This is a genomic window from Allolucifera butyrica, from assembly GCF_900476375.1.
Taxonomy (GTDB): Bacteria; Bacillota; Negativicutes; order Sporomusales; family UPPP01; genus Lucifera; species Lucifera butyrica.
The window spans coordinates 50,346-65,311 of sequence record NZ_UPPP01000071.1 but is presented as its reverse complement, the minus strand read 5'-3'; the positions used below and the strand labels follow the sequence as shown (position 1 = coordinate 65,311).

The following is a 14,966-nucleotide window of genomic DNA, read 5'->3' as shown; positions in this document are numbered from 1 at the left end:
TGAAATTTTAGCTGGATGCTGACGAACCGGATTTTAGAATAGGAAGGAGAAAGGGCATGGAGTATGTCGTGGAGATGCGAGGCATACGCAAGGAGTTTGTGGGGATTGTCGCCAATGACGACATTACGCTGAACGTAAGGCAAGGCGAAATACACGCTCTCCTGGGAGAAAACGGCGCCGGCAAGTCGACACTGATGAGTATTCTGTTCGGACTGTATCAGCCGGACAAGGGCGTAATCCGCGTGCGGGACCGGGAGGTCCAGATCAGTAATCCGAATGTTGCCAATGACCTGGGGATCGGGATGGTGCATCAGCATTTCCAACTGGTCCATAACTTTACCATTACGGAAAATATTGTTCTGGGGCAGGAACCGAACCGGTTCGGTGTCGTGAATACGGTTAACGCCGCCAAACGGATCCGGGAGCTCTCCGAACGCTACGGCCTGAATGTGGACCCTGACGCGAAAATTGAGGATGTATCCGTCGGCATGCAGCAGCGGGTGGAAATTTTAAAGATGCTGTATCGCGATGCGGAGGTTCTGATTTTTGACGAACCGACCGCCGTGCTTACGCCGCAGGAAATCACCGAATTGATGAAGATCATGAAAGGCCTGGTGGCGGAAGGCAAATCGATCATCCTCATTACGCATAAGCTAAAAGAGATTAAGGCGGTGGCCGACCGCTGCACCGTCATCCGGCGCGGCAAGTATATCGGGACGGTGGACGTTGCCGCCACCAGTGAAAAACAGATGGCCGAAATGATGGTAGGCCGCCAGGTGTCCTTTAAGGTAGCCAAGGAAGACCGGGCGCCGGGGGATGTGCTTCTCAAGGTGGACAATCTCACGGTCATCAACAACCGCAAGGTGGAAGCGCTAAAAAACTTTTCGCTGGAAGTGCGGGCCGGAGAAATTGTAGGCCTGGCCGGTGTTGACGGCAATGGGCAGACCGAGCTGGTGGAGGCGATTACCGGTCTGCGCAAGGTGGAAAAAGGGCATATCTGGCTGAACGGGGCGGATATAACCCATCGGTCGATTAAGGAACGTATTAACGCCGGGTTGGCTCATGTGCCGGAAGACCGGCAGAAACGGGGACTGGTTCTCGATTATACGGTGGAAGACAATCTGGTGCTGGAGGTTTACGACCGGGAGCCATTTTCCAAAGGCGGTCTGTTAAACCGGGAAGCCATACGGGACTATAGCCGGCGCATCATGGAGAATTTTGACGTGCGGGCGGCGCAAGGTTCGATCACCAAGGCCCGGTCCCTGTCGGGCGGCAATCAGCAAAAGGCGATTGTTGGCCGGGAAATCAATTTAGCGCCCCGGGTGCTGATTGCGGTGCAGCCGACGCGGGGGCTGGATGTGGGATCGATCGAATACATCCATAAGCGGCTGGTAGAGCAGCGGGATGCGGGGTACGCCGTCTTTTTGATATCTTTGGAACTGGACGAAATCTTAAATCTTTCCGACCGCATCGCCATCATTAGTCATGGCGAACTCATCGGCAGTGTAAATGCCGCCGAAACCGATGAAAATGAAATCGGTTTGATGATGGCCGGCATCCGAAAGGAGGAAAAAGCGTGAAGTTACGGTTTAAGCTGGAAGTGAAAAAGGAAGCCGTCGTGTTACTGCTTGCCATTCTCTTAGGATTGATTGCCGGGGCGGTGTTTATGGCCCTTACCGGCAGCAGTCCCATCACGGGTTATGAATTTTTGTTCAAGGGCGGGCTGATGAATCTGGAACGGATCGGCAACACGCTGGCCACCGCGACGCCGCTTATTTTTACCGGCTTATCGGTTGCGTTTGCCTTTCGGACAGGACTTTTCAATATTGGTGCGGCGGGGCAAATGTTGATCGGCGGATTTTGCGCCACCGCCGTGGGCCTGACCCTGAATTTGCCCAAGCCGATGCTGCTGACACTCATGGTGCTGGCGGCAACCGTCTCCGGCGCTCTGTGGGCCACGTTACCCGGTTATTTTAAAGCCCGTTTCAATGTGCATGAAGTGGTATCCACCATTATGTTCAACTGGATTGCCTACTGGGTGGTATATTATGCGGTGCCGGCTTATTTTAAAGGGGCTTTCGAGACCGAATCCCGCTATATTCCCAACGATGCTTCGCTGCGGGTGGACTGGATGGCCAAACTGTTTGACGGCTCCTATATTAATCTGGGAATTTTTCTGGCGTTGGCAGCTGTCATTCTGATTGCTTTTATCTTAAATAAAACGACGCTGGGTTACGAATTAAAAGCCGTCGGCTTTAACCGCTTTGCCGCCGAATATGCCGGTATTAACGCCAACCGCGGGATTGTGCTTTCCATGATGATCGCCGGCGCGCTGGCAGGTTTAGGCGGAATGACCCTGTATTGCGGCTACGCCACCAGCATCCAGATCGGTATTCTGCCTTCCCAGGGCATTGACGGGATCGCCGTGGCCCTGTTGGGCGCCAACTCTCCCTGGGGAGTATTTGCCGCGGCCCTGTTTTTCGGCACCCTGTATTCCGGCAAGGGGTTTATGAATGCCATGACCAACATCCCGCCGGAAATCGCCGATACCATTATCGCCACGATTATTTATTTTGCCGCAACCAGTGTGCTGATTGAGAAATTCGTGGATAAAATGAAACGGCGGCTGAAGGGGGCGAATTCGTCATGTGGCTGATTTTTCAACAGATTTCACCCTATGCCGTGGCGTATACGATTCCGCTTTTAATTACCGCTTTGGGCGGCTTGTATTCGGAACGCAGCGGCGTTGTCAATATCGGCCTGGAAGGGTTGATGGTAGTTGGGTCCTTTGCCGGCGCATTTACCATATCTATTTTACAGCCGACCCTGCACTCGAATGCTCTCTGGTTTGGCCTTTTGGCCGCTATTCTGGCAGGGGCGCTTTTTTCCCTGCTTCATGCCTTTGCCAGCATCAGTCTGAATGCGGACCAGGTCATCAGCGGTACGGCCATTAACATGATTGCCGGCGCCTTAACGGTATTTATCGCCCGGCATTTGACCGGCAGCGGCAATATTGAGATCGAAGGCTTTACCCGGTTTAATGTGCCGTTCTTGGACCGGATTCCGGTTATCGGCGCGTTGTTTTTTACCAATACGTACGCTACGACCTGGCTCGTTTTGGCGATTTTGGCTGTTTCTTATTTTATTTTGTACAAGACCGTTTTTGGCTTGCGCCTGCGGGCCTGCGGCGAATATCCTCAGGCCGCCGATTCAGCCGGTATCAATGTTTACCGTATCCGCTACATTGCGGTGACCATATCCGGCGCTTTCGCCGGGCTGGGCGGAGCCATCGTGCTTGTAACCTACTCGGGCGAGTTTAACGGCACCGTCTTTGGACTGGGGTTTCTTGCTCTCGCCGCGCTCATCTTCGGACAGTGGAAACCCCTTGGCATCCTGGGCGCCACGCTGTTTTTCGGTTTTGCCAGCACGATTGCCAACGTTTCCCAGGCTACTCCTATCTTTGCGAGTATACCCGATGTGGTGCTTAAGACCTTTCCTTACGTGATCACTCTGTTTGTCCTGGTGCTCTTCTCCAAAACTTCTCAGGCTCCCCGGGCATCCGGCCAGCCGTTTGAACACGGCAAGCGTTAACGCCGTTAGCAAAGCGGCGCGGCAATCTTTCAAGAAGCGACTTTGTCTACAGTCTAAGCCGGGCGCAAAACGCCTGGCTTTTCCATTATAAAAATAAGTGTCAACAGGATTCATTTTTGCTTTTCCACTTCCTCGGCAGTGGTATAATGGAAAGAGCATCTAAGTATGCATGAAAGGCCGCATGATGGCAGATACTAGCTAATGGCCGATTCGCGGCCTGCTGCACTTAGTTTTTCTGCGAAATAAGTTCTGCGTTTTTCTTGGAGGAGGTTATTTTATGGCCGGCTTATCGCCGAAACAGACGCTGATTTTGCTTGCGGTTGCCTTACTTATCATGATCGGTATTATTCATTTTCGCAATAATAATCCCGTAATCGAGGCAAAACCGACAACCCCTGCCATTACTTTACCGGGGCAGTTTGCCGTTACTTTTCCGGATCAGGGGGAATCCGCCATAGGGACCGAAAATTTCGGGGTGATTGCTTCTTCGCCCAACCAGACGCCGGTTCCTATCGCCAGCGTAACGAAGATCATGACGGCTTATTTGGTCTTAAAGGAACACCCTTTGCAGCCGGGAGAGGAAGGGCCCACGTTAACCATGACGGCCAAGGATGTTGCCGATTACGAGAGTGGGGTAGCCAATGACTACTCGGTTGTAAAGGTTGTGGAAGGGGAAAAATTAACCGAGAAACAACTGCTGGAAGGTTTGATGCTGCCGTCGGGGGATAATATTGCGACTACGTTAGGCCGTTGGGTTGCCGGATCGGAGGATGCTTTTGTCGCCAAAATGAATGAGACGGCTCAGGTTCTGGGCATGACTCAAACCCATTATGCGGATTTAAGCGGTGTCAGTCCGGCCACGGTCAGCAACGCCGCAGACCAAGTAAAAATTGCCCAGGCTGCTATGCAAGATCCGATTTTCCGCGAAGTCGTCGCCATGCCGCAGGCTATGCTGCCCGTGGCCGGACTGGTATACAACGTGAACAGTATGCTGGGGTCCCATGGAATTGTGGGGATCAAAACCGGCTCCACCCTGGCGGCCGGCGGTTGCTTTGTGTCGGCAACCCCCGTGATTGTCGGGACGGAAACTCATTATATTATTGCAGCGGTGCTAGGTCAAAAGACGGTGCAATCCCTGCAGAGCGCCCTGGATGCGAATGCAAAAATGTTAGACGAAGTCCGGTCCGAGTTTAAATTGTATCCCTTAAGTCCTCCGCCAAACGGTTTCGGACAGACAGTCAATCCGTGGAACAGTAATAGTGCTTTAGTTGCTGCTAAACCGGTGGAAATTTGGGGCTTTCCCGGGATGACGGCTACTCTTTCGATCCACCTGTTAAAGACCCAATACCCCATTCCGGGCGGTGAAAATATGGCAAACCTAAAGGTTCAAGCGGGTCAGTCCGTTCAGGAGTTTCCCCTGCAAAATTCGGAGCCAATCAATCCGCCAGGCGTTTTATGGCGAATTTTCCGGAATTGGATATAATGCTTTTAAAAGAGCCGGCAAGGCTCTTTTTCCTTTCTGAGTCATGCAGGCAGCCGTTAACGGCAGAAGAATCGCCTTATCAACGCTGCGCCGTTGCCACTTAACCTCCGCTTATGACAAGACGATCCTTCTGCCTGGACGAGTGCCTAAAAGATTATGCCGATGAGAACCCCGTTTCAGACCGGTTCTTCCGCGCCCTGAGCCCTGCGCTATGAGCCGAAAGACCGCGCAGCGGTCTTTCTTAGCAACATAATATGACACCCGGAATATAATACATTGTAAAATAGCAAGGGAGTTGATGTTATGTATCCTCAATATCCCTATTTTGGTGAGGAGTGTCAATGCAAGGAACAGCCGCTTACGTTTCCGCCGCAGCATCAGGACCGGCAGCCCGGTCTGGAATATCTGCTGAGACCGAGACCGATCGCGGAAAATCCGGAATATCAGGGAAGCGGCAAGCTGCGGGGAAAGACCGCGATTATTACCGGCGGCGACAGCGGTATCGGGCGGGCTGTGGCGATTGCGTTTGCCAAAGAAGGAGCGGACGTTACGATTGTCTATTTGTATGAAGACCGGGATGCAATGGAGACCCGGGAGCGAATTGAAGAAATAGGACAGCGGTGTTTGCTCATCCGCGGGGATTTACGGGAGGAGCGCCTCGCTTACGAGACGGTCGAAAAAACGCTTGCTTCTTTTGAGAAAATCGACGTGCTGGTAAACAACCAGGCAGTCCAATTTCCGCAGGAAAGTATTCTCGGCATTTCGCGGGAACAACTGATTGCCACCTTTGAAACCAACGTTTTTCCCCACTTTTATCTGACGAAAGCGGCACTGCCTTATTTGAAGCGGGGCAGTTCCATTATTAACACGGCCTCGATTACCGCCTATGAAGGCAATCCCTATTTGATCGATTATTCCGCAACCAAAGGAGCCCTTGTGGCCTTTACCCGCTCCTTGTCCCTGTCGCTGGTTGATTGTGGCATCCGGGTAAACGCCGTTGCGCCGGGGCCCATTTGGACGCCCTTAAATCCTGCCAGTTTTCCGGCCTGTTATATTAAGACCTTTGGCGCGGATACACCGATGAAACGGGCGGGACAGCCTTTCGAACTGGCGCCGGCTTATGTGTACCTGGCTTCGGATGATTCCGGCTATGTTTCCGGGCAGGTCATCCATGTGAATGGCGGTGTGATTACCGGTTCCTGAATCAAAAGCCGCAGAGAGCAAATTTGTGTGGCGGAGCTTCTTTTTTTATAAACTGCAAAAATGTGTTACAATAACAGAATAGATGCAATCTAATCAATAAACCGGATTGTGTTATCACAGTATTGCGAGGTTGTTAGGATGAATAAAGCGTTAGTTTTAGCGGAAAAGCCTTCCGTCGCCAGGGATCTGGCCCGGGTTCTCCGCTGCGGCAAAAAGGGCAACGGCTGTTTCGAAGGGGACAGCTATATCGTGACCTGGGCTTTGGGGCATTTGGTCACGCTGGCGGAGCCGGAAGACTATGCCGAAAAATATAAGGCCTGGCGTATCGAAGATTTGCCGATGCTGCCGGAAGAACTGAAACTGGTGATAATCAAACAGACGGGCAAGCAGTTCCAGGCAGTGAAGACACAGCTGGTCCGGCCCGACGTCGCCGAAATCATTATTGCCACCGATGCCGGGCGGGAAGGGGAACTGGTTGCCCGCTGGATTATCGAGAAGGCGAAGGTGAGAAAGCCCGTAAAACGGTTGTGGATTTCGTCCGTGACCGATAAGGCGATTCAAGAAGGGTTCCGGAAACTGAAGCCGGGCAAAGACTATGAAAATTTGTATTTTTCGGCCGTAGCGCGGGCTGAGGCGGACTGGCTGGTGGGTATCAACGCCACGCGGGCGCTGACCTGCAAATATAATGCGCAGTTGTCCTGCGGCCGGGTACAGACGCCAACGCTGGCCATCATTGCCCAGCGGGAAGCGGAAATCCAAAACTTCGTTCCCCGGCCTTTCTTCGGGATTACGGCTATTGCGGACCGGCTGAAACTAATCTGGCAGGATGGACAGACAAAGGATACCAAGACCTTTGACCCGGAAAAGTGTACAAGACTGATTACCGGCTTGGCCGGGCGGCAGGCCAAGGTTACGGCCGTGGAAAAGACGCACAAAAAGACCTATTGTCCGGCCCTGTATGATTTGACGGAATTGCAGCGGGACGCCAACAAGCGATACGGTTTTTCCGCGAAGGAAACCCTGTCAATTATGCAGGGACTGTATGAAAATCACAAAATTCTGACCTACCCCAGAACCGATTCCCGCTATCTTTCGAGCGACATCGTCGATACGCTGAAAGACCGGCTAAGTGCCTGTGGCACAGGACCTTACGCCAAACTGGCCTTCCGGGTTGCGAAACAGCACATCAAGGCCAATGCCTCTTTTGTGGACAATAGCAAAGTGTCCGACCACCATGCCATTATTCCTACGGAGCAATACGTGAATTTAGGCGCCTTAAACGACCGGGAGCGGAAGATTTATGATTTAGTGGTCCGGCGTTTCCTGGCGGTATTTTATCCGCCCTGTGAATACGAACAAATTGTGGTCAAAGCGGACATTGGCGGGGAAACTTTTCTTGCCCGGGGCAAAACGATCCTTTCCCCGGGGTGGCGGGAGGTTTACGGTCAGGATGTGGATGACGCCGAGGACGGGGAGACGGCGGAGGAGCAGGACGAACAACTGTTACCGCCCATCAATCAGGGTGACATACTGCCGGTTAAAAATTTTATTCTAACCAGGGGAGCGACGAAACCGCCGGCGCCTCTCAATGAAGCCACTTTGCTGTCGGCGATGGAAAACCCGGTAAAATATATGAGCCAGGAAAGCGCCGAACTGAAAAAGACCATCGGTGCGGCCGGCGGGCTGGGAACGGTGGCCACACGTGCGGATATTATTGAGAAGCTTTTTAATTCGTTTTTGTTGGAAAAACGGGGCAAAGACATCTTTATTACCGGCAAGGGCAAACAACTGCTGGATTTGGTGCCGTCCGAACTGAGATCCCCCGCTTTAACGGCGCAGTGGGAACAAAAGCTGGCGGCGATTGCCCGGGGAAATTTAAAAAAGCAGGCATTTACCGATGAAATGCGAAGCTATGCCGCCGCGGTGGTGCGGGATATAAAGAACAGCGAGGAGCATTTCAAGCACGATAATTTGACCCGGACGAAATGCCCTGAGTGTGGCAAATATTTATTGGAAGTGAACGGGAAGAAAGGCAAAATGCTGGTTTGCCAGGACCGGGAATGCGGCTATCGCAAGGGTGTTGCCAGAGTGACCAATGCCAGATGCCCCAATTGTCACAAAAAGCTGGAGTTACGCGGTGAAGGGGAGGGACAAATTTTTGTCTGTCCTTGCGGTTACCGGGAGAAATTATCGGCTTTTCAGGAACGGCGCAAGCAGGATGGCAGCCAACTTTCCAAAAGAGACGTGTCCCAGTATTTGCGGCAGCAGGACAAAGCAGGGGAAAAACCAATCAATACGGCCTTGGCCGATGCATTGGCCAAGCTTAAACTGAAGTAAGAGAATGACAGGCGCACCTTTTCCAGGGTGCGCCCATTTTGTGTTGGAATAAAATGGATTAACCAAATTTTAACATCGACATAACAATTGCCTCCAGCAAGAACAGTATAATGAAGTTGTTTGGAAATTATTTCATACTGGAGGGGAAAATATGTACAGAAAATGGTTGACGTTTATGACAGGAGCAGTGCTGATGATTGCCTTGGCGGCGGCGCCGTTGGCTTCGGCGGCAGCAAGGACGTATGACCAAACGGCAATCGACATTCATTTAAACGCCACAACCATGCCGGAGCATGTGGCGCTTACGTGGTCGGCCGACCCGGAGACAACCATGACCGTTACCTGGCGGACCAGCACGGCGGTAAATGACTGCAAAATCGAGTATAAAGAAGAAAATGGCGCAGTAAATACGATGACAATAAAACCGCACTTATTTCAGACGGCCGCAACGGACCTGAATTATGGCCGGATGAATTTATTTACGGTTACCTTACATAATCTGAAACCGGGAACCAAGTATTTATACCGGATTGGTAATGACCAAAACGAATGGACCGGCTATTCTTCCTTTACGACCGAAGATACGGCAACGGTTACGGACAATCAATTCAAGTTCCTGGTATTTGGCGACAGCCAAAGCGGTAATTATGAGGTTCCCAATTACAATCCCTGGCATGTTACCCTGGAAAATGCCTATAAGGCCAATCCTGACGCAAAGTTCTTTATCAATGTGGGCGACCTGGTAGAAAAAGGCCAGTATTATCAGCATTGGAATAATTGGTTTGCTGCCGCTCAGGGGGTTGTTGACAGAATTCCGGCTATGGTCGTACAAGGCAACCATGAGACCTATGACGCAGCCGACTGGAATAGTACCAAGCCTCAATATTTTGTGCAGCAGTTTCCGGTGTTTCAAAACGGACCGGACGGCTTAAAAGGGCAAACCTACTCCTACAATTACGGTAAAGTGCATTTTGTAGTCCTGGACAGCCAAGGGGAAGAGGAAAGTGAAGATGCGCAGGGAAATGTCGATCAGGCCAAGGAAGAAGCGATGTTTTTAAAACAGGCGGATTGGCTGCGCAATGACCTTGAACAAAATAAGGATGCTGTCTTTACGTTTGTCCTATTCCATAAAACCCCGTATTATAATAAGGGAACCCGTTCCAACATTTTGCTAAAAAAGATATTTACGCCGATTTTCGATCAATATCATGTTGATGTTGTATTTAACGGCCATGATCATGGAACGTCCCGGACCTATCCGATTTATCATGACGAGTTTATGCAAAGTCCGTCCCAGGGAACTGTATACTACGTAACCGGCCGCAGCGGCGCCAAATATTATCCCGATTTAACGCAAAAGGTGTGGGATGCGAAATTTTATGATCCCCAGGATCAGCCCGATTATCAGACGGTGGACGTGGACGGCAGAAAAGTTACCATAAAAGCCTTTAAACAGGACGGAACACTGGTTGACACGTATGTGATTGATAAGGCCCACCCGGAGAATAGCACCAGCAATCACGAAATTCTGCCTTCCCGCTATAATACCAAACAAGAGGTTCCGGCCATCGGTGACAGCGTAAAGCTTGTTATCTTTGGCAATATGGCCTATGGAAGTTCAAGCAAGGCCACGATTCAAAACGGCAAAGCCTATGCCGATATTCAAACCATAGCGGCCTATACCGGCGGAAGTTATGATGCGGCAGGTAAAACGCTCCGGATTGGACACAAAAAGTATCAGTTTACCGACAATATGCTGACCGACAAGGGGACCAAAGTGGATATTGATGCTCTGAATGCCATGGGCTGGTCCAATCATTATGACAAAAAGTTCAATATGGTTTTTGTAGATCTTCAATTATAAGATTTAAACAGCAAACTAGTTGCCTCCAATAAAAAGGAGCCGTTTCTATAAGAGACGGCTCCCTTTTTCCTGCGCCCTGAGCTCTGCGCCACGAGCCTTATTTATTGGGCAATGGGCAATTTGACAGTAAAGGTCGTGCCTTCTCCCAAGACACTCTGAACTGTAATGTCGCCGTGATGTTTATTTACAATAATATCATAAGAGATGCTCAGGCCCAGGCCGGTTCCCTGGCCTACCGGCTTGGTTGTAAAGAAGGGGTTGAATATTTTATTCAGGTGGTCTGCGGGAATGCCGGCGCCGGAATCTTCGATTTCACAATAAACATAAGCAGTGTCGTGATAGGTTTTGACCCGGATCCGTCCCATGCCGGATTGCTGTTTGGCTTTAATGGCCTGGGCGGCATTGACCAGGATATTTAAGAGAACCTGGTTGACCGAACCGCCTACAGCCTGAATTAGCGGCAGATTGCCCAGTTCCTTGACGACTTCCGCGTTGTATTTAATTTCGTTGCGGGCCATCAGCAAAGTGCTTTCCAGACCGCCGTTCAAATCGTAAGCGTCGAAATTGTTTTGCTGGTCGACGCGGGAAAATGCGCGCAGTTCTTTAACAATATTTCCTACCCGCTCTAACCCGTCGTTGGATTCTTTAATGAGTTCGGGCATGTCCGCCAAAATTACACCAAGCTTTTTCGCCTGCTCCAGGTCTTCCAATTTGCGGATCCATTGCTGGATTTCCGGGTCCTGGGATTGACTCATAAAGGTTTTGCATTCGTGATAGGAGGTTAAAACATCGCCGATGCGGTCCAGATATTTCATTAACGTGGCAAAGTTGCTCAGGACGAAGCCCAGGGGATTATTGATTTCATGGGCTACTCCGGCGGCTAAATGTCCGATGCCGGCCAGTTTTTCCTGTTGGACCAGCCGTACTTGGGTGCGTTCGAGCTCAGCCAGGGCCTCTTCTAATCTTTTGTTTTTTATGGTTAACTCTTCTTCCATTTGTTTACGGAGGGTAATGTCTTCCTGAATGGAAACGTAATGTGTAATTTCATTTTCATTATTACGAATGGGGGAGGCGGAAATCGACACCCAGTACGATTCGCCGTTTTTCTTGCGGTTGTGCAATTCACCGTGCCATTCGTTTCCTGCTATGATAGCCGGCCTGATGGATTGATATACGGCGGCGGGAGTCAGTTCGGAACGCAATATGCTAACTTTTTTGCCGGTTATTTCACTGGGAGTGTAACCGGTAATCTGGCTGAATGTTTTATTTACATATTCAATGCAGTTATCGGTATCGACAATAATTACACTGCTGGAGGTTTGTTCCACCGCCCGGGAAAGTTTGAGCAGCTGTTCTTCAGTTTTCCGTCTCTCCGTAATGTCTTCCACCATTTCGATGACTTCGCCGACAAATCCGTTTTTATGTATGACCGGCCAGGCGACGATGCGGAAAAACCTTGTTTGTCCGCCGACCAGCATGGTATGGATTTTTTCATTAATACTACCGGTTTCAAAGGTTTTGGTTACGGGACAATTGTCGCAAATGGTTGCGGCGTTGGCAAACATTCGGTAGCATTTGGGCCGCAGCTGCGCTTCAATATGGGGGAGCCATTTTTGCAATTGTTTATTTACCGAAGTCATTTCCATGTCGCGGTTAATTAGCGTGATGCCCACGCCGATATTATCCACCAGGGTTTTATAGCGTTCCTCCGAAACCTGGAAGGCTGCCTCCACCCATTTGCGCACCATCAGTTCTTTTTCTACCATGGAATAATGATAGGAATTATCCAGGGCAATCGAAGCCAAACGGCTCAGATGTTCCAGCCAATCCAGACCGGGGGCCGGCTGACTGCTTTCGCCGGGTAATTCGACTCCCAATACGCCGATGATTTTTTGGTTTGCCGCTAAGGGAACGGCGATTACCAAAGGCGGCTCATTATTGGCAGCGATTGTGTTTGATCGGACGGCGCAGGCAGCACCCGTCCGGTAGACTTCGCCGCTGGCTCCCTGCGTAAAATTCCGGGTAGTGCCGATCAACTGCTGATATTTTCCCGTGCCAAAGCGGGTAATCAAAGCCTCTTTTTCTTCATCCAGCAAATCGATAAAGCCGTCCCGGGCATTGTAGGCACTGGCTGCGTGTTCCATGACAGCCGGCAGCAAGTCGTCAATATTCATTCGGTTCATAATGGCCAGGGCCGCGTGATACAGCATGACAAAGTGCTCTTTGGGTCCGGGCGCCGTTGCTTCCGGGTGGTTGTGCATGGCCGGCATAGAGAACCCTCCTATGACTTTAAAACTTCCATATCATACATGACTAACAAGCCGTAGTCCGTCTCCTGATGGCGGCAACGGCTTTCATAAGCGGCGCACAGTTTGGACAGGAACTCAAAACAGCCGGCGAAATTGGCCAGTACGGCTGCTTTCGTGTCCGGCAGGTGAATTTGAAAAGCAATGACCAGACGGTTTTGTTCCGGATTAATTTCAAAGGTAAGAATAATTTCCTTCGCCATAGCCTGCATTTTAGCGGCGAAAAACTCAATAAATAAGAGCATTATTTTAGGATAAACAGGAAGTTTACAAGCCGCCGGGTCGGGACCGGCAAAAATGGGAGTGGCGGTTATGTCATGGCTGTTGGACCATTTCTCGAACATTTTTAATAGTTTGTCGGCATTCAAATCTGCTTTACTTACCGGCAAGGCTTCGATAAATTGATAAAATACGTCCTGAAGCAGCGAAGCCTGTTCCGTTGTTGCCGGCTGAAACTGTTTTTTCCATAAGGTCAGCTCCTGCAGCAATTCGGTACTCTGCTTATAAGAAGACACGGTATCTTCCATTTTATGCAGAACCTTCTGATAGGCGGCATTGCGGTTTTCCAGCATGTCCCTGAAGGTAGCCCGTTCCTGCTGCATATTATAGTAGTCAACTGCCTGCCGGACGGAACGCAGCAGGTCATCCTCCATATTCCACGGCTTGGTTATGAATTTAAACACGTCGGCCTGATTGACCGTAGCCAGAATTTGCGGCAATACTGTGTAACCCGATAAAACCATACGCACGACAGCGGGATATTTTTCTTTGACGATTTTAAGAAAAGTCAGTCCGTCCATTTCCGGCATCCGCATGTCGGTCACAATAACCGAGACGGGTTCTTGCTCCAAAATAGGCAAGGCTTTGGCGGCGCTGCCGGCAAACATTGCTTTATACTCTTCATCAATTACGGCGCGGCGGATGGAATTGAGGATATTGGCCTCATCATCAACAAATAAAACGATATTTCTTTGCATCGATTCAACTCCTCAGCTTTCTTCGCGAGTCAGCAGCGACAATTCCGCTTCATCGCGTATTTGCAGAAATTGGAGCGCGTATTCATCCAAATGCCGGGGATTTTGCCGGTGCACGGCTTTCCAGGCCAGATAATCGGCAAGATGTACGGCGCATACCAGCTCTTTATTGATAATGGGGGCCATTGCCGGCGTATGGTGAAACAAAGCGGCTTCCACAATCGGATAGGGCAGTTCCCACCAATTCAGCAGATATCCGCCAAGCTCCTGATGCGATATTCCCAAGACGCTGTGTTCTTTTTCAATTAAGTGGCTGACCTTATCGGCCGTTAGTTCGGTAAGAATATTCAAATATTCCTGGGGATACTGGCTGAGCAGAAATACTTTGCCGATGTCATGCAGCAAACCGGCAGACGCACAGGAGTCGGGGATTTTTTTATTCAGCGCTTTCATATAGAGCATGTTCAGGTATTTATTGGTCAAAGCGGCATGTTTCCAAAGCATCAGGCGGGTGGTATTCAAACTTTCCTTCGGCGCCGTTTCCAGAACACTGATGGTAAAAACAACATCTCTAATGATTTCCAGACCCAAATACACTATAGCCTGATGTACCGAGCCGGTCCGGCTGCCGATGAACGCCGAATTGGCAAGACTCAGTACCCGGGCGGCGATGACCGGGTCACTTTCGATTAAATCGGCAATTTCTTTTACGCCGGCTTCCGATTCGATCAGCGCCTTGAGGCGGTTATAGATTTTTCCCAGCGTGGCGAGCCCTTCTATTTTGTTTACGATGGGCAATAGCCGGGTTTTTTCCAATATGGTCTGAATATCAAACATATGATTGACAATTTGCAATAAGGTTTCATTGTCCCAGGGTTTTAGCAGATACAGCTTCGACGAGCCGTCGAGGAGGGAGGCAAAAATTTTATTTTCATCCGCATAACCGCTTAAGATAATACGCATCGTAGCGGGATAGAGCTGTTTAACCTGTTTTAGCAGGGCATGGCCGTCCATGTTGGGCATACGCATATCGCTGATAATGAGATCAATCTTGGATTCCGCCAAAATGGCTAAAGCGTCACTGCCGGTATTGGCCGTAAAAACCTGGTAATCAGTTTCCAGAAAGACCCGCTCCAAGGAGCGCAAAATCTGTTTTTCATCATCAACCAGGAGAATACTTTTACTCATCCGTCATCTCTCCCCAGGAA

General features: G+C 50.3%; 10 protein-coding genes. 7 read left to right on the top strand and 3 right to left on the bottom strand.

The genetic code is table 11. The features are described 5' to 3' along the window. Nucleotides 1-56: 56 nt before the first annotated feature. From LUCIF_RS11465 to LUCIF_RS11435, 7 genes are all read left to right on the top strand, one after another. Nucleotides 57-1,580: an ABC transporter ATP-binding protein gene (locus LUCIF_RS11465; protein WP_122628031.1), complete on the top strand. Its 1,524-nt coding sequence runs from the start codon at nucleotides 57-59 to the stop codon at nucleotides 1,578-1,580. Continuing rightward, nucleotides 1,577-2,656 carry an ABC transporter permease gene (locus LUCIF_RS11460; protein ID WP_207857529.1) on the top strand — a complete coding sequence of 360 codons (1,080 nt, stop codon included), beginning with the start codon at nucleotides 1,577-1,579 and terminating at the stop codon, nucleotides 2,654-2,656. Before LUCIF_RS11465 ends, LUCIF_RS11460 begins: the two co-directional genes overlap by 4 nt. Next, complete coding sequence (locus LUCIF_RS11455) at nucleotides 2,647-3,591, top strand: ABC transporter permease (protein ID WP_122628030.1); 945 nt, start codon at nucleotides 2,647-2,649, stop codon at nucleotides 3,589-3,591. The genes LUCIF_RS11460 and LUCIF_RS11455 overlap by 10 nt, the downstream gene beginning before the upstream one ends. A gap of 277 nt (nucleotides 3,592-3,868) precedes the next feature. Continuing rightward, on the top strand, nucleotides 3,869-5,074 hold the full coding sequence (locus LUCIF_RS11450; protein ID WP_122628029.1) for a D-alanyl-D-alanine carboxypeptidase family protein: 1,206 nt from the start codon (nucleotides 3,869-3,871) through the stop codon (nucleotides 5,072-5,074). Nucleotides 5,075-5,377: 303 nt separating this feature from the next. Then, on the top strand, nucleotides 5,378-6,277 hold the full coding sequence (locus LUCIF_RS11445) for an SDR family oxidoreductase (RefSeq protein ID WP_122628028.1): 900 nt from the start codon (nucleotides 5,378-5,380) through the stop codon (nucleotides 6,275-6,277). Nucleotides 6,278-6,415: 138 nt separating this feature from the next. Next, complete coding sequence (locus LUCIF_RS11440; protein WP_122628027.1) at nucleotides 6,416-8,614, top strand: DNA topoisomerase III; 2,199 nt, start codon at nucleotides 6,416-6,418, stop codon at nucleotides 8,612-8,614. Nucleotides 8,615-8,765: 151 nt separating this feature from the next. After that, a complete protein-coding gene (locus LUCIF_RS11435) occupies nucleotides 8,766-10,478 on the top strand; it encodes a purple acid phosphatase family protein (RefSeq protein WP_122628026.1) in 1,713 nt (570 codons plus the stop codon). Nucleotides 10,479-10,579: 101 nt separating this feature from the next. Here the strand turns inward: LUCIF_RS11435 and LUCIF_RS11430 are convergent, their stop codons facing one another. Genes LUCIF_RS11430 through LUCIF_RS11420 form a run of 3 tightly spaced genes read right to left on the bottom strand, consistent with a single transcriptional unit; the run spans nucleotide 10,580 to nucleotide 14,946 of the window. Further along, entirely contained in the window at nucleotides 10,580-12,748 is a 2,169-nt protein-coding gene (locus tag LUCIF_RS11430) for a PAS domain S-box protein (RefSeq protein WP_122628025.1), read from the bottom strand. 11 nt (nucleotides 12,749-12,759) lie between these two features. Continuing rightward, the gene (locus tag LUCIF_RS11425) at nucleotides 12,760-13,761 is read right to left on the bottom strand and encodes a response regulator (RefSeq protein WP_122628024.1); all 1,002 of its coding nucleotides are present in this window, start codon (nucleotides 13,759-13,761) and stop codon (nucleotides 12,760-12,762) included. 12 nt (nucleotides 13,762-13,773) lie between these two features. Beyond that, the gene (locus tag LUCIF_RS11420; protein WP_122628023.1) at nucleotides 13,774-14,946 is read right to left on the bottom strand and encodes a response regulator; all 1,173 of its coding nucleotides are present in this window, start codon (nucleotides 14,944-14,946) and stop codon (nucleotides 13,774-13,776) included. Nucleotides 14,947-14,966: the final 20 nt, after the last annotated feature.

What these genes read in the sequence shown, in the direction of transcription:
- LUCIF_RS11465 (WP_122628031.1), top strand. Translation starts at nt 57, where the DNA reads ATGGAGTATGTCGTGGAGATGCGAGGCATACGCAAGGAGTTTGTGGGG.
- LUCIF_RS11455 (WP_122628030.1), top strand. Translation starts at nt 2,647, where the DNA reads ATGTGGCTGATTTTTCAACAGATTTCACCCTATGCCGTGGCGTATACG.
- LUCIF_RS11450 (WP_122628029.1), top strand. Translation starts at nt 3,869, where the DNA reads ATGGCCGGCTTATCGCCGAAACAGACGCTGATTTTGCTTGCGGTTGCC.
- LUCIF_RS11445 (WP_122628028.1), top strand. Translation starts at nt 5,378, where the DNA reads ATGTATCCTCAATATCCCTATTTTGGTGAGGAGTGTCAATGCAAGGAA.
- LUCIF_RS11440 (WP_122628027.1), top strand. Translation starts at nt 6,416, where the DNA reads ATGAATAAAGCGTTAGTTTTAGCGGAAAAGCCTTCCGTCGCCAGGGAT.
- LUCIF_RS11435 (WP_122628026.1), top strand. Translation starts at nt 8,766, where the DNA reads ATGTACAGAAAATGGTTGACGTTTATGACAGGAGCAGTGCTGATGATT.
- LUCIF_RS11430 (WP_122628025.1), bottom strand. Translation starts at nt 12,748, where the DNA reads ATGCCGGCCATGCACAACCACCCGGAAGCAACGGCGCCCGGACCCAAA.
- LUCIF_RS11425 (WP_122628024.1), bottom strand. Translation starts at nt 13,761, where the DNA reads ATGCAAAGAAATATCGTTTTATTTGTTGATGATGAGGCCAATATCCTC.
- LUCIF_RS11420 (WP_122628023.1), bottom strand. Translation starts at nt 14,946, where the DNA reads ATGAGTAAAAGTATTCTCCTGGTTGATGATGAAAAACAGATTTTGCGC.